Genomic DNA, 19,823 nt, shown 5'->3' with positions numbered 1-19,823 from the left:
TATAGGTTCGGGTAGATCGGCGAGGTATGAGCGCTGTCAGTCGTTTTTACAAACCGCTTTCGCGGCTTAATCCCCAACCCGTTCTCCCTCATGATCCTGGCGATCCTTTTGTGATTGATCCTATGACCGCGGCGGTGCAATTCGTGGGTGATGCGACGATAGCCATAGCCAGGCAGATCGTCCCGAATGGCCTCTATCAGCTCGATCACTTCCGTATCTGCGATTCCGCTGGACGTGTTGGGGCGGTAATAGAACGTGCTGCGCGGAAGACCGATCATTTGACATCCCTGCCTGATGGAGCAATGCGCGGGCCGGTGACAATCGATGAGTTCTCGTTGACGGGTCCTGGAGAGGGGCGCGGCGTTTTTTTGGCCATGTCCAGTTCCATGGTCAGTTGCCCGACCTTGCGCTCAAGAGCTGCAATGCGGCCCTCGTATTCGGCGACGACGCTTGCTTCGGCTTCTTCCTGATTGAGTTCGCCACGATCGAACTGGGACAGCCAGAGCTGGATGAGATTGGCGGAAACGCTATAAGTGCGCTGCGCATCGCGGCGCCCGATGACGCCATTTCGAATGTCCTGGCATAACTGCAGCTTGAACTGCATCGAGTGACGGCGGTAGGGACCTCTTGGTGACATGGACCTTCTCCATTCAAGGCCCACAGAGCGTATCAGCTTTTCTTCCCCGCTGGTCCAGTCCCAGGGGTTCACTCCAGGTTGTCATTGAGAAGTGACCCGCCTGTAGGATAGTTTCCCGCGCTGCGGGGATGGTCAAGTGGCAGGCTTTTCCTTTCGTGTTTTGGGTGCTGCAGCGCTTGCCCTGAAGCGGAAGCTGTCATTGCCGGTTTCGAGGATGTGGCAGTGATGGGTGAGCCGATCGAGCAGAGCCGTGGTCATCTTGGCGTCGCCGAACACGCCGGCCCATTCGCTGAAGCTGAGGTTGGTGGTGATGATGACGCTGGTCTGCTCGTAGAGCTTGCTGAGCAGATGGAACAGCAGCGCCCCGCCTGACGGGCTGAACGGCAGATAGCCCAGCTCGTCGAGGATGATGAGGTCGAGCCGCAGTAGGCGATCGGCAAGCTGGCCCGCCTTGTTGGCGGCCTTTTCCTGCTCGTCGACCCAATAGAGCATCAGACGAGCGTCCGTATCCCCGGTTGCGGTGCCGGCTTTGATCGCTTCGAACCTGTTCATGACGGTCCTCCAGAACCTGTCTTCCGAAATCAGGTGCGTCAGCCGCGGGCGTTGCGCGATCTCGCTGACCTGCTCCTTAGTCAGCTTCGGCAATACTTCTTTTTCGCCCTGGCGCGCGCGACCGACGACGATAATCGCCGCGTCGATCAATTCGGCACCATCCGATTTCTTGGCAATCTCAGCGGCGACATCTTTCCCATGACGATGGACGGCTAGGTTTCGAAGCGCACTGCAAGACGAAGCGCCAAGTGCGCGGCTCGACGCCGTGCTGTCCCAACTACCTGCACCCGAAAAATCTGAGTGAATGCTGCTGACAAAAGCCCCGTTGCACCCGCGAACGTAAGCAGCCAAGCCCAATCCCACTCCATCTATCACCCCCATGACAAAAGGGCCGCCGGAGCGACCCTAAAATCGGCCCTCAGTCGAAGTCCTCCCGGGCAGTGAACTCACGATGGTTGGAATCTGGAAGACCGTCAACTATCCGGGCGCGTCAGTGATTGTCCACCGGCTTCTGTACCACCACCGCCCCCGAAACAGGCGCATCATTACGGCAACCAGGCCGCTTACTGCCGACCAAACGCCCGGCCTCGCCATGTATCTCCGGCGGCACTGGGAGGCCTTTGAGAACGGTTTCGATCTGCTCGTGTGACATCCAGCTCATCGTAAATCCTCCCTGGGCGTGATCGCCAATCCGTTAACGACAATTAACTCGAGAGGTTGCGTGAGTGTCCATCAATTTTCGGACCGTATTCCAGCGATCCCTCGCATTAAACGTAGACCCTTGAAAGTCTGGCCCTTCGCGACCTGCAATATGACCGAGAGCACAACGTCACGCTCTTCGTCATTAAGCGATCCAGCGAACGCCTCAGCGATCTCGAGCTGCTCTGGGCTTCGCTCGAGATAGTACTGCTGCAGATGATAGTAGATCCGCTTGTAAGCGGTGTCGGCGTGCTCGAGTGATATGACCTCAGACGCTCGCATAATCGGCAGGTCGGCACCGTCGACGACCAGGACGATGTATCCGCCGTCTTGAACAGCTGTGACCTTCGAGGTCCCGAAATAGACGCTGTCGCCGTCCTTAAGATTGATTTTCAGCGCCATTGCATACCCCAAACAAAAAGGCGGCCCTATGGACCGCCTTCTCGTCTAGATGATTTGGTCGCCTTAGAACAGACGGAGGACCGACTGGTCCTGCTGGCTGGCCATCGACAAAGCGGTCGAGGACAGCTGCTGACGGGTCTGCAGTGCGAGGAGGTTTGCGGCTTCTTCGTTGGAGTCGGCCAGAGTGAGGTTGGCCGCACCGGTCTGCAGGGTGTTGATCATGCTCTTGGAAAAATCCTGGCGGTTCTGAACTACCGACAGGGAGGAACCGAAGGCGGAAGCCTGCGAGCGCACTTCGTTGATGGCACCCTTGATGCTGCCAAGCAGATCATCGATGTTGCCATCGCTGTCGAGATCTGAACCATCCAGATTGGGCTTGATACCGAGCACAGTCGATCCGATACCCTGCTCATTTTTGGAGCGGATATTCAGTTCCGATGTGCCGGTCTCGTTGAAGGTGATCTGCAGGTTGTCGCCACGCAGCAGATTGATACCGTTAAACGACGCGTCATCGACAAGCTTGTCGAGCTGATCGCGAAGCTCACGGAACTGTGAAGCGAGCCCCTCGCGGACACTGTTTCCACCCACGACGTCTTCGCGCAGGCTGCTCTGCCCGTCGACCTCACCCTTGTCGGAGACGCCTGCAATATCAAGGCCCTGAGTAGAGAGGTTCTCGATACGCAGTTGACCGTTGTCGTTCGAGGCACGGATGGCGCTCTTCAAAGAGTCATTGTTGTTGATCGCACGAACGATGTCGTCGACGGACTTGACCTCGGCGGCGTTGGTTGCGCCTTCAGTGATAGTCGGTGCCTGTCCACCGAAAACTGCCTCAGCGCCGGAACCAGTGATTGCGACGGTGTTGGAGCCATCAAGATTGCCTTGGATCGTCAGTGAACCAGCGTTGTTCACTGCACTGAAGCCGGTGCCTGCTAGCATCTGATTCATATAGTCTGCAGCTGCATCAGCGGTGCCGGCGTTGGCAGCATTGAGAGTGATCTCGGTACCGTTCACTGAGAACGTCCAGCTCTCAGCTCCAGTGCCGCCAATGCTTTCACGATTGCCAGCAGCAAAACCGATCGCATCAGCATCAATGCCACCGACACTGATTGAGCCACCTCCGGTCGTGTTGCTAATCGTTACAGCGCCTGTTGTGGCGTTGGCGACCGCGGTTACGCCCGCCAAGGATGGGTTCGTTGCCGTATCAGCAGCAGCTGCCGTAATTGCAGCCTCGACCTTTGCACCGATGGCAGCAGCGCCGATGTCCGAAGCATCGCCGTTGTCGTTGTTATTTGTGATCGAAAGGTCGACGCCATTAACAGAGAAGTTCAGTGTTGCGCCGTTAGCAAGAGGACCGGTCGGTGCCGTACCGACCAGGTCGGTCGGTGCAGAGCCAGCCGATGGAGGCGTAAACGCGCCGCCCACAGCGGTGGACTGGACAGGGCTGCCTGTGGTGGTGTTTAGAGCAATATTCACCGTGCCATCAATTGCACCGCCCGAGAACGAGAGGTTACGGATGCTTGCCGTGTCGATCGAGGATGCGTCCAGTTTGAAGGACTGAGTTTCGAACGACTTGTCCTGGCGTGCCTGGCGCAGAGTAGACTGCATGGATTCAAGAGTCTTGGTGATTGCACTCAGACCGTTGTCAGCAGCTTCCAGAGTCTGAATGCCATTGGCCATGCCATCGAGCAGCTGGTTGATATCGCCAGCGCGCGAGTTCAGCGAAGAAGCGGTGAAGAAGTTGGTGGGATTGTCCAGAGCCGAGTTGACCTTCTTGCCAGTCGCCAGGCGGTTCTGGGTCGAGGCCATCAGATCGGCAGTGTTCTGGAGGGAAAGCAGGTTCGAGCGAACGGCTTTCGAAAGCGTAATATCAGACATTGTTTGGCACCTATCCTGGGCACTGAAAAGCTCGGACTTCTGCCGAGGTTCGTTGAATATGTCTGCCAGACACTAAAAGAACGTAAATCGAGATGGATCGATTTGACCCGTTTATGCCTGCTTTGGCACCTGTTGATTGGATTGGCCGATCTAGACGACTACGCTGCCGTGCCGACATCCAGGCCGCTGCTTACCGAGCAAGCGAGATGCCTGTGCGTCCGCTGGCACCTCATGGGGAACGCCCTTCATGACCGTCTCGATTTCCGAGTGTGACATCCAGCTCATCTCAAGTCCTCCCTCGGCGTGATCGCCTGCCCTTCAACTATCATTAACGATAAAGGTTGCTTCGACAGAAATCACGTCGACGAGATCGCTTCGAGGGATCATCAGCAAGGGTTCACCGAACCACGTAACCTGGTTTGATCCACCCGTTGACAGCGCCGTCGATTCGCGTCGTGATTATTCCCAAAGGGTGTGAAGAGAGGGATGATGCGTATGGTTCGAGGAGCCAATTGGATGGCTGGAATGCGAAAGACCGAGTGACCTTGGTAAAGAAGGATGGCACCCTTTTTCGAGAAGCCATCCCCTCCATAGTGAATTCGAAACAAATCACGATCCCTGCGGCTGATCTGCCGATCGAAGTAGGTGACCACTTACTGAGATCATTGCCGAGCGGACTCGTGGAGGATTTTGAAGTCATTGATCCCGGTTTTGTTCAAGGAATTTCGGGAGCAATTCCAGCTCACTTTCAGACGAAGGTTCGCCGCACGGATGCACCCCAGGCTTCACCGCAGACGATTATCAACAACATCACTAACCACGTTAGCGGTGCCAACGCTCGCGTTAACATAAACTCGACGGACAACAGCACCAACACGGGGACCACCCTCAACGTCATGAAGGTCGCCGAATTCGTTGATCAGCTCAAAGGTTCGATGGGGAGCTTCACCGACGAGCAAAGGGACCGGATGGCTGAACCTCTTGCTCTGCTCGAGAGCGAGATACGCAGCGGAATTCCTAATCACGGCCGGATGAGAGATCATCTCGTTTCCATTCGCACCGCGCGGAAGGAGCCGCTGAGAGCCTCTTGGCATCCGGTGTCGTAGGCTTAGTCAACAACATCCTTGCTGCGGGCGGCATGTCCTAGCCCAATCGTCAAAACAACTGCCGAATCGTACGCGCTCGGAAGCATCAGCGTGAAGGCATATCCAGACGCCATCGCCGTCCCAATCCCGTCCCAGTGCCATTTTGAGATTGAATTTGAACGCCAGATTTTGGGAGTGGTAGTAAGCATCCGCTGAGGACCGCGGCGCTGTCAGGGTCCGGCTGATTATTGCTCTTCGATGAGATTTCGGAGGCACTCGATCCCATCTTCAGTAAAGGCGATCGTGCCGCCGTCATCGGCGAGACTATAGACCCGGATTATGCCGTCCTCGGTTTCCATTTCGATGGTGATTTCGAAGATGCGGTCGACCGTCTCGCCGAGCTCGGCAGCGACGCGGTCGATGGTTCTGACGGCATAAACCTTATTGCGCTGCACGATCAGGCGGCCTTGGTCATGGCCCGCGGCGCCCAATTCCAGGGAAGAAGTTCTTTGAGCCGGCTCTGCGGCATGTCGGCAATGCGGGCGAGCACGTCGGCGAGCCAGGCCTGGGGATCGATATCGTTGAGCTTGGCCGAGACAATGAGGGTGTATATGAACGCCGCCCGGCGGGCACCGCGGTCCGAACCAGCGAACAGCCACGCTTTTCTGCCAAGGGCAATTCCGCGCAGCGCACGCTCGGCTGCGTTGTTCGAGAGGCAGATGCGGCCATCCTCAAGGAATGCGGCAAAGCCTGTCCAGCGCGCGAGCATGTAGTTCATGGCCTTGGCCACCGGAGCGTGACGCGAGAGCTTTTCGCGCTCGGTCATCATATAGGCATGCAACTCATCGACGAGTGGCGCGCATACGTGGTTCAGGTTCAGGTCCCGGACGACGCGCACCAGAGAGGCAATCCGCTCCTGCAGATGTGCTGTCAGGCGCACGAAGACCGCAGGGCCGTTTGCCATGTACCGCCCGGGCTCGCGATCGCTCTCAAACATCAAGAGCTGTGGCCGTGCGAGTGGCAGGAGCTTTCCAACAAGATTGGCCGCACTGGCCTGAACCGAATGGTTCCAGTTGGCGGCGACTTTTCCCTCTTTGACCCAATCATGCCCGCGGTTTTGAATGAGGAGCAGGATCTGTGCGGCGAGATCGGGGTGGAGTTCTCGTAGCCTGCTCCCGCGTGTCTCAGCCCCATCCACATCCGCACCGCGAGCGTCCAACTCGCTGAGCGCAGCCTGGTAGAATTGCTGCTGCAGTTTCGACAGCAATCCGGCTGCTTTCGCACGTGCTGTTTCCCGGCGTTTGCGATCTACCTCTTCGCGGAACGCCGCAAGTGGCGGACGTTTCGGCGTCTGCCCGGATTGAACCCTGGCCCAGTAGCCTCGCGGCGGCTTGGGAACCTGAAGACGGGAGCATAGCTTAGCGATTGCGACATCCGAAACGCCAAGTTCCCTGGCTACCTCCTGCGTCGGCTTCTCCCAAACCAGCGCGAACAGTTCCTCGCGCGAGAGCTCTTTTGACGACATTTTGGCTCCTTTCTGGTCAATGGCGCCGGGCACCCTTCGTCCTGCTATCGACACCTATCTCTCTTCATGAGCGATTTTCGACATTGGTGATTGATTTTCAATCCTTGAGCTGTAAATTCCCTTCGACAGAATGTGCGATATGTGATCGCCTTTCGACGGTCATGAGAGAAAGCCGACATGAAGCTGGACGTCAGGAACCCTGCCCATTTTCAGAACGAGCCCGTTCCAAAGGGCACGCGGCTCGCGGGGTGGACCGCTCTCGTCCACGCGCTCGACGTGAAGGCGCCTGTGAGAAACCCCGCCTGCATCTCCGAACGGCACGTGCGCGGCAATCGCCGGCAGGAGGGCATCTGGGAGGTCTATGACAAGCGGTATCAACCGGACGACACACTGGATGGGCATCTCGGCTTTGCCCTGCGCCATGAGCCGATTGACCTTCTGGTGCTCAAACGCATCCTCGATGCGCTGCCGGAGCAGGACCTCATAGACTTCATCCAGCGGACACCAACCGGCGCGGTGACGCGGCGCACGTGGTTCTTTTACGAAGCCCTGAGTGGCAAGCCCCTCGACATCGACGACGCTCCCACAGTCACCGCCGTCGATGCACTCGATCCCGAAGTCTATTTCACCGGTCCCGCTTTGCTGTCCCTGCGCCATCGTGTGCGCAACAATCTGCTCGGCACGGGCGCGTTCTGTCCGATCATCAGGCGTACCGAAAAGCTGGAAGCATTTCTGGCCCTCGACCTTTCGCATAAGGCGCAGGAGACGATAGGGCGAACGGGCACCCATGTCGTTTCCCGGGCTGCAAGCTTTCTCCTCCTCGCCGACAGCCGCGCGAGCTTCGAGATCGAAGGAGAACGTGCGCCGGCCAATCGGCTCGAGCGCTGGGGACGTGCCGTTCTCGAGGCTGGCAAGCGTCCGCTCAACACAGAAGAGATCTATCGCCTGCACCGCATCCTGATCGGCGACGATCGGTTCACCGAGATCGGATATCGCAGCGAGGGCGTGTTTCTGGGGGGGCGGGACCATAACCATGATCCGCTGCCCGAGTTCATCGGTGCCCGTCCTCAGGATGTTCCCGACATCATGACCGGCCTCAATGAATGCAACAACAGGCTGCGGAGCTCAGAGGTCGATCCGGTGCTGCAGGCGGCCGCGATTGCATTCGGGTTCGTTTACGTGCACCCGCTGGCCGACGGCAATGGACGTCTGCACCGCTGTCTAATCCACCACGTGCTTGCCGAGCGCAAATACACCCCGCCCGGCATGGTGTTTCCTGTCTCGGCCGTCATGCTGGATCGCATCGACGACTATGCCTCGACCCTGAAGCGGCACTCCGGTCCTTTGATGGAGTTCATCGACTGGCGCGCGCTGCCCAATCACAATGTCAAAGTCACAAACGACACGGCAGACCTCTATCGCTATTTCGACTGCACTGAAGAGGCCGAGTTCCTCTATAGCTGTGTGCAACGAACCGTCGAGATCGATCTGCCGCGCGAGATCGACTACCTCAAGTGCCGCGATCAGGCTCTGACTGCCGTCATGAACCTGGTCGAAATGCCCGACCGCATGGCACAGGACCTTGTCATGCACATCCGTCAGAACGGCGGATCGCTCAGCAAACGCCGCCGTACCGGCGAGTTTGAGAAACTGCGCGACGATGAGGTCCAGCAGATTGAGGCGATTGTCGCCGAGGCGTTTGGAGCTTTCGATCAGAAATACAGTGTACAATCCTGAGCTTCAGCAGCGCGCTGTTCGGAACCGCTCTGCGGCTTGCGTCGATTGGATCTGTGAATTCACTAAAAGGCGCACGGGAGCCTTGGCCAAAGATACCGGCACACGTCAGTCCGGTGCTCGAGCGCCTATCGCTCTATTATAATATAGCCTAGCCAAATATCATTGCCGCTTCATTGAAATGTTTCAACGAACACCTTTTTATTGACGTGTTACTGAAGATCTGCTCTTGCGGAGGCCATGGAAAATTTTCCATAGTGGTCGTGCCGAATCACCGCAACGGGGACAATCGTGGGACATTCAGGCTTGCGCTCAGAGATCGCCAACAATCTCCCGGACGTGACGCAGATGGTGCGTTCCGATTTGCGGTTGATCTTCGCTCGCATTGTCGCGTGTCAATCGGCGTTGAAGTTTACCCCCTTATCGGCACGCAATATTGGCTCTGACTCACATTTGGTGCAATCGAGCGGTGTGATTTCCTTTTAAGAGGGAATCACTGGAATGGCGCGAACACTGCGAGCCTCATCGCTTGTTCCATCAGGCTTCATCCTTGGGACGACGCGGGAGATTGATGGCCATCTCGAGGTCAGCGTCCGTCCTCGGCAAATGGGAAGCGCTTGCCCGTCTTGCGGACGCAATAGCCGCAGCGTGCACAGTCACTATCGGCGAAAAGCCTCCGACTTACCGCTTGGTGGCCGTCGAGTAAAACTGGTCATCAAAGCGCGCAGATTTAGATGCAACAACGTGTTGTGCGGGCAGAGGGTGTTCGCCGAGCGGCTGGAGAATAGCGCACTTGCGCCATGGGCGCGCAGGACGCAGCGTCTCAATCTGCTTGTCCATCATCTGGGCTTAGCGCTCGGTGGGCGTCCGGCTTCACGTTTTGCCGATCGGCTCATGGTGCCTGTCAGCAAGGATACTTTGATCCGCACCGTCCGGCGCTTCGGCACACCATCGCCCATACCCCCTCGCGTGATTGGCATCGATGATTGGGCATGGCGACGCAACCATCGTTATGGGACGCTGATCTGCGATCTTGAGCGCCGCCGTCCGATAAAGTTGCTGCCGGACCGCGAACCCGCGACAACTCAGGCCTGGCTTTCTAGTCAAAAACAGATCGAGATTGTCGCCCGCGACCGGGGCGGAGGATATGGTCTGGCGATCAGCAGGGGGCTGCCGGAGGCGGTCCAGGTCGCCGACCGCTGGCACTTAATGGAAAACGCCAGCAGGGCGTTTCTCGAAGCAGTGCGCAAATCCATGCGGGAAATCCGGCGGTGTATCGGTGTGGCGCGTATCGATCCTGAGTTTCTGACGGCAGCCGAGAAGATTCAATATGGCGGCTTTCTCCGCCGCGAGGACACAAACCATGCGGTTATGGCGCTCTTCAACGATGGCATCCCGCTCAAGGAAATCGTCCGCCGTACTGGTCACAGCCGGGGCCTTGTACGCCAAATCACAAGGGGTTTGCACTCCGATGTTTTCCGCACGCGCGAGAGCTCGCTTGAGCCATATCTGGAATGGCTGGACGCACAGTGGGATCAAGGCGATCGAAATGGCGCCGATCTTTGGCGTCGCCTGTGCCGAAAGGGCTTCAAGGGTTCGCTTCGGGTGGTGGGAGAGTGGGCAACGCGCCGGCGGCGAGCCGAACAGGCCGACGCAGCCCTTCGCCGCATTCCCTCGGCACGAACGATTGCCAGGCTTATGACCACAGGACGAGATCGACTGACGAAGCCGGAAACTGTTATCATCGCCGCTATTGAGGCCGATCTACCCAACCTGGTTACTGCGCGCAGTCAGATCGAGGCGTTCAACACGATGATCCGGACCCGGGACGCCGGCGGTCTGGCCGATTGGCTTGAACAGTCTTCGCAAGGCCTGATGGCCTCGTTCGCGAAGGGGGTTCATCGGGACAGAGCAGCGGTTGAGGCTGCAATTTCTTCAACTTGGTCGAACGGCCAAACTGAGGGCCAGATCACCAAGCTCAAGCTCGTCAAGCGTCAGATGTATGGCCGCGGCAAGATCGATCTGTTGGAAGCACGGCTCATCGGTGCACCATGACCGCATTGCACCAAATAGGCGCCAGAGCCAAAATTGCATGCCTAAACACATTTGATCGCGCATCCTGCTCCAGCCGCTTTAAAAGCTGCTTTTGGAGCTTAGTCCAGCCGCCGCCGGCCGAGAGTAGCTCTACTGCGGCAAGGCTAAGCGAGGCCTGGGCAAGCGGGTGAGTAGAGATGTTCGCAAGTGCCATCAGTTCAAGGGCGCCGCGCTCAGTTTCGCCTATGCGCGAGATTTCATCGAAGGCCATTCCGAATGCCGGAGCAAACGGTCAACGCTGCTATTGACGGTCAAGGCTGCCGTTGCGTTCGGAAACTGAAGGTTACCCCCGAATGGATACACGTCAATTCCATGGGTTGTGGGTCTCAGAGTAATGCCTTCCTCAGCGGCCTTATCGATCAAAATCTTGCCGGGTCCTCCTGAAAACTTATCCTCTCCGGCATCAATCCCCAGACTGAGCCGCATCCCGACCAGTGTCAGCGCAGCTTTCAGATCGAGCGCGAAGGCTTGTGCGTTTTGCTCGGTTGGAAAACCATGCGCGTCGATTGAGAACCATTCAGAACCTACCGCCATTCTTGAAGGATCACGCCTGAGGAACAACTTTCTGTCGGAGATGGTCAGCGTCACCGCATCATCGCCAAGCGGGAACGGCCTCGCCATTCGGAACCGAAACCGCAATGACCACGACGGAATAGTGTTCTCGTTGTCAGACATTGTGCTCCTTTCGGTCAGCGGTCTTCTGAGACGCCTTTAAGAGAGCCTCGCGAAGTTGGGACCGACGAAAAGGCTTTTGCAAAAACTGATGGTCGCTCATATTTTCGACAGGGCCGCCATGTTCGATGTTCCCCGATGCCAGAACGATTCCGATGTGGGGCCAGCGTTTGCTTACCTGACTGGCCAGAGAGACACCGCTTATCGATCCGGGCATCACAACATCACTGAGCAAGAAATCGAACCGCTCATCGCGTCGGTCGAGAATTACAAGAGCTTGATCAGCATTTTCAGCACCGGTACCGACAAGGCCTAGGGAGGCCAAGAGCCGCAACAGGCTCGCCAACAGCTCTGGATTGTCGTCGACCGCCAAAATCCGCATCCCCACAAGAGTGCGTTGGCTTGCCTGTGGCTTGGCGATAGAATTCTGGACGCCCACGGCCTGGGGCAACAACAGGGATATGCGGGTTCCTTCGCTGAGGACAGAACGCACGGTTACTGTACCACCGGATTGACGGGCAAATCCGTAGACCATACTCAGGCCCAGTCCCGTGCCGCGCCCAGCAGGTTTGGTCGAAAAAAACGGCTCGAATATTCTACCCAAATGCTCGGTCGCAATGCCTGAGCCGTTATCGGAAACCGTCAACGCAATATATTGACCCGGCCCAATATCCAGTTCTGCAGCCTCGGTCTGGCTCACGTCAGACTGTCTCGCGTCCACGGTAATGGTGCCGCCTAGGGGCATAGCGTCTCGGGCGTTCAGCACGAGATTGAGCAACGCCAATTCCCATTGGCTTTGATCAGCGCAGACGTGGGTGTCTGAAACCGCCTCCACATCAAGCAAGACGTTAGCGGGCAGCGTTCGCTGCCAAAGGGGCCCTGCTCCTCTAAACAGGCTCTGCACGCTGACGGCGACCGGCTGGAGCGTTTGCCGGCGCCCGAAGGACAAGAGCCTACTGGTGAGGTCGGCTCCCCGAGCAGCCGCCCGACTTATCATCGACGACAGTTCATGATCAAGTGATTTGCTATCGAGCCTTTCCTCAAGTAGTTCGGAATTGCCCGAAATAATCATCAACAGGTTATTGAAGTCATGAGCCACACCACCGGTAAGCTGGCCAAGCGCTTCAAGCTTGCTGGCCTGGTGAAGGTGTTCTTCGAGACGCTTTTGCTCCGTTCGATCCGTGTTAATGGCCAGCACCCGACCAGATTGTCCATCGGTTCCCTCAACCAAAGTCCAGCGTGCTTCTACTTCTAACGTTCGGCCATCGCGGGAGGTCTGGACGAGTTCGCCACTCCAGCTTCCCTCACGGCATACTGTCTCGTGGGCTTCAACGAACACTGACGATTTGTTGATGCCAAGTTCAGTCACCTTGCGTCCGATCACCTCGTCAGCCGACCAGCCATACATGCGCTCGGCGCTGGGATTCCAGAGCAGTACCTTATGGTCGAGATCACGAACGACGATCGCATCTTGTGCCTTATTGACGAGTTCGGCCTGCTCACGAAGACGTGCTTCAGCGCGTTTGCGCTCCGAAATGTTTCTAAGCCCCCCAACGACGCGGGTGAGAGTTCCGTCGGTGGCATAAAAGAAGCGGCTTCGGTCAACGACCTCAATATATTTTCCCTGCGCTGCGATAAGCCGGTATTCAAGCTCGACAGTTTCTGCGCGGCTCGCCCTGGCGCTTCGATAGCGGTCAATGATGGCGTTTCGGTCATCGGGATGGATAAGGTCTTCCCATGCGGCGATGGTCGACACGTCTGCCGGGTCATGACCAAAGACGTGAGAAATTCCTTCATTCCACCAGAGGTGATTTGTTTCGGCATGCCAGTCATAGACCGCATCTACGCTTGCGTTGGCTACGGCTCTTAGCCGCTCTTCGTTCTCTTCGACCAGCTGCTGTTGACGCTTTTCGGAACTTATGTCTCGGAAATAGATCGCCAGTGACGTTGCCCCCATCTTTTATCCAGCGTGACGTAGACTCCGGGGGTTGTTTTGGCCCTGCTGAGCCTGGTGGAAGACGGGGGCTGGCGTGGAGTTGGCTATTGAGCGCAGCGCCAGATCCCGTCGTGGGGTAAAGGTGGTTGCGTATTCGGCTGGGGTGAGCCAGCCCAGCCGCGAATGTGGGCGATTTCCATTGTAGTCGGCCCGCCATTCTCGAAGGGCGATACGGGCATAGGAGAGGCTCGGGAACAAGGTCTCGTTGAGCATCTCGTCTCTGAGCCTGCCATTGAACGATTCAATGAACGCGTTCTGCATCGGCTTTCCCGGTGCGATGTAATGCCAATCGACCTTGTGCCGGTCAGCAAAGCCCAGAATGGCATTGGAGGTGAACTCGGTGCCGTTGTCGCTGACAATCATCTTTGGCTTTCCTCGCGTTGTCATGAGGGTCTCCAGCTCTCGGGCAACCCGTAGCCCTGATAGGGATGTATCGGCAATGAGCGCCAGGCATTCCCGGGTGCAGTCATCCACGACCGTCAAAACCCTGAATCTGCGACCATCGGTGAGTTGGTCGGAGACAAAGTCCAGCGACCAGCGCTCGTTGGGTGCTATGGGGATGACCATCGGCGCCCGAGTTCCCAGGGCACGTTTCCGGCAGCCCCTGCGCCGCACCGAGAGCTTCTCTTCCCGATACATCCGGAACAGGCGCTTGTGGTTGACGACATAGCCTTCCCGGCGCAGCAATACATGCAGGCGCCGATATCCAAAGCGCCGGCGTTCATGGGCAATCGCCTTCATCCGATCCCGCAGATCGATATCATCGGTGCGGCTGCCCTGATATCGCATGGTCATGCGACAACAGCCCAGCACCGTACACGCCCGCCGCTCGCTCATCTCAAAGGTCTCCCTGAGATAAGCGACCGCCTTTCGCCTGGCGGCGGGCGCTACCACTTTTTTCCCAGAAGATCCTTGAGTGCGGAGTTATCGAGCATGGCGTCGGCCAAGAGCTTTTTGAGCTTGGCGTTTTCGTCCTCGAGCGATTTAAGCCGCTTGGCCTCGCTCACATCCATGCCGCCATACTTGGCTTTCCATTTGTAGATGCTGGCGTTGCTCACGCCGTGCTTCCGGCACAAATCGGCGACCGGAACGCCTGCCTCGTGCTCCTTGAGGATGCCGATAATCTGTTCTTCGCTGAACCTGTTGCGCTTCATCTCTGGTCCTTTTCGGTGGGCCAGAGTCTATTTCAAACTGGATTAAGTCTGCGGGGCAACGTCACCAGCCCCTGCCGTGAGGGATACGCTGAAATGGAAAACCATCCTTGAAGCGGGGCATAGTAGGTCTCCAAGCTGATGGTCACGTTCTCAGCCATCGCCCTCCTGTATTCTGTTTCAACGACCGTATCTCGCAATGGACTGAACTCATCCCAAATCGATCGTCCCACCAGTTCGCTTCGGTCGCGCTGCAAGAGAGAAGCGGCCTTGTTCGTGAGGAAAACGAAGCGCCAGTCGCAATCCACAACCATAAAGGCGTCAGTGAGACTATCAAACGTCGATTCGAGTTGTTGGGCGAGAAGCGCACTTTCTTCCTGCAGGCGCTTGATCTCATCGATATCGCTTGCAGTCCCGTACCAGCTGAGTAGTTTGCTATCGGCATTGAGAATGGGGATGGCACGCACCAGGTGCCAGCGGGTGCGGCCCGTTTGATGATCCCGAAGCCGGACTTCCTGCGCAAATGGCAACTGTGCCTTCACGGCGCGTTGCCACATGCGGAACACGCGTTTGCGGTCTTGCTGGGCGATCGTACTGAACCATGTCCCCTCAGCAAGTTGGCGGGCAGACACACCGGTATAGATTTCAAACTGGCTGTTGCAGAAGTCAATGCGACCCTCGGGTCTTGCGGTCCAGACCATGATCGGCATTGCGTCAGCTAGTTCGCGAAATCTTTGCGAACTGAGTTCAAATGCATCTTCCCGCGACAACTGCTCAGTTATATCCTGAATGGCGCCTTGAGCTCGTGGACTGTTTTCCGGCGAAAGCTGGGAGTATTCACCCACAACCCGCACCCACCGCAACGTTCCGTCGCTATGGACGATCTGTAACTGCTCATCGAAACTTTGGCCATGCGTGACAAGTCGTGCGAACAACTCACGAACCGTTGGCCTGAAAGGCGCCGCATAAAGCGCCATGGCGTCTTCGGCGTGAAGCTCATAGGGAGGGGCAAGACCAAGAATTTGGCCAGCTTGATCGGAAAGAAAGATCGTCTCCGTTGCGATATCGATGGACCACGCTCCGATATTGCCAAGACGACCGACGATCTGGCTGAAAGACTGCGCAACTTCGTCCTGGCGTTTTGCGAGATAAAACGCCGTGACATCCCTTGGTGAATTTAGAATAAATTCGACCCGCCCCGCTTCATCGAGCACGGGCGTGTTAATGACCTCCCAATATCGCTCGGAGTGGTGAGAGCTGCCCGTTTTTTCCGCGACTGGATATCGGAGCACCGAGATTCTGTCAGGCTTTCCATTGCGGCATTTTTCAAGCGAGGCCAGGAGCAAGTCCATGGCCCGGTTGTCTGTGTTGGGGAAAGCGTCGGTCACAATCCGGCCGACCAGTTCGTCGGCTGACCGGCCCATTACGGCAAAGTACGCTGGATTGGCACTCACGACGGCCAAATCGTTGGGTGACAGGAGCAAATACGGTTCGGGCAGTATTGCCAGTGGGCCGAAATCAAACTTGGGCACGTGGTGAAGACCGATCTTGAAAAGGTGACGCCAAATTTACAACACCATGCCACTTCAGAGTTTCGCACTGGTTACGGTCGTCGGGGCATAGCAATTTTTCGTTTCGTAAACGCTGTTACGCGATTTTCAACTCAACTTGCACACACGCCCTTGCCGTCAAATTCAGCTGAAGTCAAAAAACGAATCAAAAGCGGGCGTGCCGGTAGTATATCTTCAATGGGAATTATTGAGTATTTTGAGAAGCTTTTTCAGCCTTCTCAACACAGTTCGGCCAAGGCCACCGAAGTTAAAAAACCCGATGACGCATTGGTCAAGAACAACGCGAACCAGCAAACGGCGGCGCCCGATGACGAGCGTGCCTTTGAGGCTAGCCTGCAAGCGCTGGTCCAGCATAAGCACGCGGTCAACGAGCGATTGATTGCTGGCAACGTAGCGATCGTTGGCCTGGAAGATATCAAAAAGGCGCTTGGATCGCGTTGGGATGAAACATCGTCGCGGGTGATCGAACTCGCTTCCCAAGAGATCAAGCGTCGTCTGTCGCAGGGCGACATCATGCGGGCTGAAGAAGGCGGACTATTTTCAATCTGTTTCGCCAGTCCCTCCCAAAAAGATGCCGAAGAAAAGGCGTCCCGCATCTCCAAGGAGGTTAAACAAGCGCTGCTGCGGGATATGCCAGAATTTTCCGCAACATTGACCGTCCGAAAATATGTCGCAGAAATTTCGGTCGACGATCTCACGGGGGACACGGCCACGCTGGCAGAGCGTTTGCAAGCTGCAATGGCGCGGTTGCGTCTGGAGGCGGACAGCCTTCGGCTAAACTATCGCAAAACACTCTTGCGAGAGTTTCAAATTTTTTATGCGCCGGTTTGGGACCCGCGGGCTGAGCGGCTGGTTATGAACCGGTGTGTAATCGATCTGACTATGGGGTTCAGCACACTTTCCCAATTTCAAGCAATCGCTGATCCCGACCAGATGGCCGACACGCTGGCCGATCTTGATTGCGTTATATTGGCCCGTGCCCTCGAAGCGCTGCATATGGTACGCCGGAGCCAACCGGGCGCCAGCGTCATTGTGCCTGTGGGCTTCCAGACCTTATCCATGAGCCGATCTCGGTATGAATTTGGCAGTTTGCTCGAAACCATTCCGGTTTCTTATCGTCCCAATCTCATGTTGGAAATCTCGGCCATTCCCGCAACCGCACCCGTAGATCGGGTAGAGGCCGTCCTCGATACGCTCGCTGGATATACCGATCGAATCCTGCTCCAGCTCAATGGCAACCCTAAAATCCTCAACACGATCGAAACTCAAGGGCTTTGGGGCGTCTCCTGGAACTTGACCGGCTGGGACGGCACCAACACGCTCAAAAAAACCGCGACCCGACTGCTCGTCGAGAAGGCCACAGCGCGCAATCTAGTAACTGTGGCTCATAGCGCCAATTCCATTGGCCAGGCGGTTGCTGCGGTAGAAATCGGATTCGATTTCGTCGATGGGACTGCAATCCATCTCAGCGTTGACGCCCCCAGAGCCCCCGCCAAGCTTCATCCTCTAACCTACCCCCGAGCACGACGGCCATGACAATAGAGCAGCTTGAAACACAAGAGCATCGACGCCTCCTAGTTCTGGATGACGACCAGGAGGTTGCGCAGACCGTTGCCAATATTGCTCGCTCGGCTGGAATTGATTGTAGGGCTGTCAGCCAGGCCGAGCAGTTTTTTCTCGCTCTGATCGATTTTGATCCGACCCATGTGGTAATCGACCTGATGATGCCAGACTTAGACGGTATCAGTGTTATCAGGCGTCTGGCTGATGGCAGGAGCAAAGTGGGCGTGATTATCGTTTCGGGCGCTAGCCCACGTGTGGTGGAGGCGGCAAGCCGTTCAGCGAACGAACACGGGTTGTGGGTCACGGGAACTCTTAGCAAACCTTTCTCGCGTGAAGCGCTGATCGCGTCCCTCGCCTTAGCGCCATACAGCCAGGCGAAGGTCAACTCATTGGGCCCAAACGCCACTAGGAACGTTGAAGCAGAACTCTACGAGGCGTTGGAATGCGGTGAGATTTCAATTGCGCTTCAGCCCAAGGTGGCTCTGGGCGATGGCTCTCTGGTAGGTTTTGAGGTCCTCGCGCGCTGGCAGGATGAGGCAGGCACGAGCTACCCCCCTGATGTTTTTATTCCCGCTGCCGAACGCGCGGGGCTGATCGACGACCTGACGCAATCGGTGCTGGGGCAGGCGCTGGGTTGGCTATCTCAACATTTCGCCGAGGCGCGGTTTTCGATCGCCGTCAATGTTTCAGCCAAAAGTTTGCGCGGGGGCAGCCTGTTCACTATGCTCGACACGATATGTTCCGGCAACACTATTGCGCCAGAAAGGCTGATCATCGAACTGACCGAGAGCGAGGCTGTCGGCGACCAAACCGATACGCTCGACATGATCACGCAACTGAGGCTTCGCGGCTACGAACTCGCTATCGACGACTTTGGTGTTGGATATTCATCGCTGGTTCAACTAGCCAGACTGCCCTATTCCGAACTCAAGATCGATCGTCGTTTTGTGGCCGATCTAGCGGTGTCTCACGAATCCCGCGCAATTGTTGCCGCCATCATTGGTATGGCGAGAGGGCTAGGGCTGCGCACCGTTGCCGAGGGAGTCGAGGACCTTGACACCTTCAACCTACTCAAATCCATGGGATGCGATTTCGCCCAAGGCTATTTCATAGGGCGGCCGATGACGCCGGACAAAGCTGTCGAATGGGTCGATGCGTAGTCAACGTGTGCTCGCAGCCCCAACGTCACATAATGCATATTTCCTTAGGTTCCGATATTCGTTGAGAAGCCCGTGTTCCTTGGAGTTCTCGGCGATTTGCGGTCTTTGGTCGACCAACCGGGCCAACGGCAACATCATGAAAGGCATCCAATCCACGCCTTTCATGAGGTTTCCATGCGCCAAGCCCGAGTGCTCACAGATCCCAAATTTAAACGCCTGCTGGCAGTGGTGGCCCAGCGCAAACATGCTGCACGTGATCGCATCGCCCTGATGCTGTCGCATCTGGCGGGTTTGCGTGTCGGAGAGATCGCCGGGTTGATCATGCGGGACGTGTTCGAGACCAATGGGGAGGTGCGGGAGCAGCTTCGGGTTCGTGGCAGCATCGCAAAGGGTGGGCATGAACGTGTCGTGTTCATGAGTGAACGTCTGCGCAAGGAGATCACCCGATACCACAATGCCCTGCCCGACATTGCCCTACGGGATGCAGGTGCACCTTTACTGATGACCCAAAAGCGCACCGCTTTCTCCCCGAACACGCTCTGCCAGTTGATGGGGCAGCTATATCGTGCGACTGGCCTCGACGGGACTTCCTCATACTCGGGCCGTCGCTGGTTCATCACCCAGCTTGCGCACTCGGGAGTCTCCCCCAAGGTCATCATGGTCTTGGCGGGTCACAGGAACCTGACCACAACCCAGCGCTACATTGACGTTCGAGACGACATGATGCGTGCAGCGGTCGAGCTACTTTAGCCACAGGCAACGCTCGTTCCCGCTGGCAGGTGGTTCAGAATGCCGTGGGCACCATGAACCCTATCTATAGGGCCTATTTCGCTCCGCCAAAGAGAAGAACTCAGCCGCTGCACTTGGCAATGACGCCCAGGTGCCTACCGAGGCCCCACCCTTCTCCCTGACGCTCCATGGCCGAGCGCGAGGACGCCTAGTTTCACTCGGCACGAACTCCCATTGACTGTTCCACTCGCCTTCTTCCTCCGCAAAAGGAATATACTCTAGAAGAAGGGGGTTCAAAGGTTCGCTTCGGGTGGTGGGAGAGTGGGCAACGCGCCGGCGGCGGGCCGAGCAGACCGACGCCGCCCTGCGACGCCTTCC

Annotated in this window: 16 protein-coding genes and 2 pseudogenes; 7 read left to right on the top strand and 11 right to left on the bottom strand. The window is 57.0% G+C overall.

Annotation, left to right across the window (positions count from 1 at the left end; translation table 11 throughout):
* From BLR31_RS20690 to BLR31_RS20680, 3 genes and pseudogenes are all read right to left on the bottom strand, one after another.
* Positions 1 to 278, bottom strand: a 278-nt coding sequence (locus BLR31_RS20690; RefSeq protein ID WP_143009483.1) for an IS3 family transposase, incomplete at its 3' end; no start/stop codon positions are given.
* Entirely contained in the window at positions 275 to 637 is a 363-nt protein-coding gene (locus BLR31_RS20685) for a transposase (RefSeq protein WP_090600279.1), read from the bottom strand. The genes BLR31_RS20685 and BLR31_RS20690, both read right to left, overlap by 4 nt.
* Before the next feature lie 132 nt (positions 638 to 769).
* Positions 770 to 1,111 (bottom strand): annotated as a pseudogene (locus BLR31_RS20680) (ATP-binding protein); the annotation flags it as partial.
* Positions 1,112 to 1,240: 129 nt separating this feature from the next.
* On the opposite strand from BLR31_RS20680, the gene BLR31_RS21880 reads away from it, so the two are divergent.
* A complete protein-coding gene (locus BLR31_RS21880; RefSeq protein WP_176762795.1) occupies positions 1,241 to 1,405 on the top strand; it encodes a hypothetical protein in 165 nt (54 codons plus the stop codon).
* 516 nt (positions 1,406 to 1,921) lie between these two features.
* On the opposite strand, the gene BLR31_RS20670 is transcribed toward BLR31_RS21880, so the two are convergent.
* Both BLR31_RS20670 and BLR31_RS20665 read right to left on the bottom strand, forming a co-directional pair.
* Entirely contained in the window at positions 1,922 to 2,290 is a 369-nt protein-coding gene (locus tag BLR31_RS20670) for a flagellar biosynthesis repressor FlbT (RefSeq protein WP_090600272.1), read from the bottom strand.
* A gap of 63 nt (positions 2,291 to 2,353) precedes the next feature.
* Positions 2,354 to 4,165: a flagellin N-terminal helical domain-containing protein gene (locus tag BLR31_RS20665; RefSeq protein ID WP_090600269.1), complete on the bottom strand. Its 1,812-nt coding sequence runs from the start codon at positions 4,163 to 4,165 to the stop codon at positions 2,354 to 2,356.
* A gap of 455 nt (positions 4,166 to 4,620) precedes the next feature.
* Here BLR31_RS20665 and BLR31_RS20660 point away from each other — a divergent pair, with 455 nt between their 5' ends.
* Complete coding sequence (locus BLR31_RS20660; protein ID WP_090600265.1) at positions 4,621 to 5,271, top strand: hypothetical protein; 651 nt, start codon at positions 4,621 to 4,623, stop codon at positions 5,269 to 5,271.
* Between the two features lie 224 nt (positions 5,272 to 5,495).
* Here BLR31_RS20660 and BLR31_RS20655 read toward each other — a convergent pair whose 3' ends face one another.
* Together BLR31_RS20655 and BLR31_RS20650 are read right to left on the bottom strand one after the other, a co-directional pair.
* Positions 5,496 to 5,705, bottom strand: coding sequence for a hypothetical protein (locus tag BLR31_RS20655; RefSeq protein WP_090600261.1), 210 nt, complete (start codon positions 5,703 to 5,705; stop codon positions 5,496 to 5,498).
* Between the two features lie 2 nt (positions 5,706 to 5,707).
* Positions 5,708 to 6,106, bottom strand: a pseudogene (locus BLR31_RS20650) (IS66 family transposase); the annotation flags it as partial.
* 846 nt (positions 6,107 to 6,952) lie between these two features.
* Here BLR31_RS20650 and BLR31_RS20645 point away from each other — a divergent pair.
* Positions 6,953 to 8,512, top strand: a complete 1,560-nt coding sequence (locus BLR31_RS20645; RefSeq protein WP_090600258.1) for a Fic family protein — start codon at positions 6,953 to 6,955, stop codon at positions 8,510 to 8,512.
* A 498-nt stretch (positions 8,513 to 9,010) separates the two neighbouring features.
* Positions 9,011 to 10,564, top strand: coding sequence for an ISL3 family transposase (locus tag BLR31_RS20640; protein WP_090600254.1), 1,554 nt, complete (start codon positions 9,011 to 9,013; stop codon positions 10,562 to 10,564).
* 222 nt (positions 10,565 to 10,786) lie between these two features.
* Here the strand turns inward: BLR31_RS20640 and BLR31_RS20630 are convergent, their stop codons facing one another.
* The 4 genes from BLR31_RS20630 to BLR31_RS20615 all read right to left on the bottom strand — a co-directional run bounded on the left by BLR31_RS20630 (position 10,787) and on the right by BLR31_RS20615 (position 15,954).
* A complete protein-coding gene (locus BLR31_RS20630) occupies positions 10,787 to 11,278 on the bottom strand; it encodes a hypothetical protein (RefSeq protein ID WP_143009482.1) in 492 nt (163 codons plus the stop codon).
* Positions 11,271 to 13,232: a hybrid sensor histidine kinase/response regulator gene (locus tag BLR31_RS20625; RefSeq protein WP_090600244.1), complete on the bottom strand. Its 1,962-nt coding sequence runs from the start codon at positions 13,230 to 13,232 to the stop codon at positions 11,271 to 11,273. The genes BLR31_RS20630 and BLR31_RS20625 overlap by 8 nt, the downstream gene beginning before the upstream one ends.
* 3 nt (positions 13,233 to 13,235) lie before the next feature.
* Positions 13,236 to 14,425 (bottom strand): IS3 family transposase gene (locus BLR31_RS20620; protein ID WP_090600240.1). Its coding sequence is split into 2 segments (ribosomal slippage): positions 13,236 to 14,173 and positions 14,173 to 14,425, totalling 1,191 coding nucleotides; the frame shifts between segments, so codons are not numbered across the junction.
* A gap of 32 nt (positions 14,426 to 14,457) precedes the next feature.
* On the bottom strand, positions 14,458 to 15,954 hold the full coding sequence (locus tag BLR31_RS20615) for a PAS domain-containing protein (protein WP_090600237.1): 1,497 nt from the start codon (positions 15,952 to 15,954) through the stop codon (positions 14,458 to 14,460).
* Positions 15,955 to 15,957: 3 nt separating this feature from the next.
* Here BLR31_RS20615 and BLR31_RS20610 point away from each other — a divergent pair, with 3 nt between their 5' ends.
* The 3 genes from BLR31_RS20610 to BLR31_RS20600 all read left to right on the top strand — a co-directional run bounded on the left by BLR31_RS20610 (position 15,958) and on the right by BLR31_RS20600 (position 19,466).
* Positions 15,958 to 17,529, top strand: a complete 1,572-nt coding sequence (locus BLR31_RS20610) for a hypothetical protein (protein ID WP_143009481.1) — start codon at positions 15,958 to 15,960, stop codon at positions 17,527 to 17,529.
* Positions 17,526 to 18,716, top strand: coding sequence for an EAL domain-containing response regulator (locus BLR31_RS20605; RefSeq protein ID WP_090600230.1), 1,191 nt, complete (start codon positions 17,526 to 17,528; stop codon positions 18,714 to 18,716). The genes BLR31_RS20610 and BLR31_RS20605 overlap by 4 nt, the downstream gene beginning before the upstream one ends.
* A gap of 174 nt (positions 18,717 to 18,890) precedes the next feature.
* Complete coding sequence (locus BLR31_RS20600) at positions 18,891 to 19,466, top strand: tyrosine-type recombinase/integrase (protein WP_090600226.1); 576 nt, start codon at positions 18,891 to 18,893, stop codon at positions 19,464 to 19,466.
* Positions 19,467 to 19,823: the final 357 nt, after the last annotated feature.

The sequence above is a fragment of the Pelagibacterium luteolum genome (genome assembly GCF_900100665.1).
GTDB classification, from domain to species: Bacteria; Pseudomonadota; Alphaproteobacteria; order Rhizobiales; family Devosiaceae; genus Pelagibacterium; species Pelagibacterium luteolum.
Note: the sequence above shows the minus strand (reverse complement) of the source record. Positions and strands in the feature narration are given on the sequence as shown.

What these genes read in the sequence shown, in the direction of transcription:
- BLR31_RS20665 (WP_090600269.1), bottom strand. Translation starts at nt 4,165, where the DNA reads ATGTCTGATATTACGCTTTCGAAAGCCGTTCGCTCGAACCTGCTTTCC.
- BLR31_RS20640 (WP_090600254.1), top strand. Translation starts at nt 9,011, where the DNA reads ATGGCGCGAACACTGCGAGCCTCATCGCTTGTTCCATCAGGCTTCATC.
- BLR31_RS20605 (WP_090600230.1), top strand. Translation starts at nt 17,526, where the DNA reads ATGACAATAGAGCAGCTTGAAACACAAGAGCATCGACGCCTCCTAGTT.
- BLR31_RS20685 (WP_090600279.1), bottom strand. Translation starts at nt 637, where the DNA reads ATGTCACCAAGAGGTCCCTACCGCCGTCACTCGATGCAGTTCAAGCTG.
- BLR31_RS20670 (WP_090600272.1), bottom strand. Translation starts at nt 2,290, where the DNA reads ATGGCGCTGAAAATCAATCTTAAGGACGGCGACAGCGTCTATTTCGGG.
- BLR31_RS20645 (WP_090600258.1), top strand. Translation starts at nt 6,953, where the DNA reads ATGAAGCTGGACGTCAGGAACCCTGCCCATTTTCAGAACGAGCCCGTT.
- BLR31_RS20600 (WP_090600226.1), top strand. Translation starts at nt 18,891, where the DNA reads ATGCGCCAAGCCCGAGTGCTCACAGATCCCAAATTTAAACGCCTGCTG.
- BLR31_RS20630 (WP_143009482.1), bottom strand. Translation starts at nt 11,278, where the DNA reads ATGTCTGACAACGAGAACACTATTCCGTCGTGGTCATTGCGGTTTCGG.
- BLR31_RS20625 (WP_090600244.1), bottom strand. Translation starts at nt 13,232, where the DNA reads ATGGGGGCAACGTCACTGGCGATCTATTTCCGAGACATAAGTTCCGAA.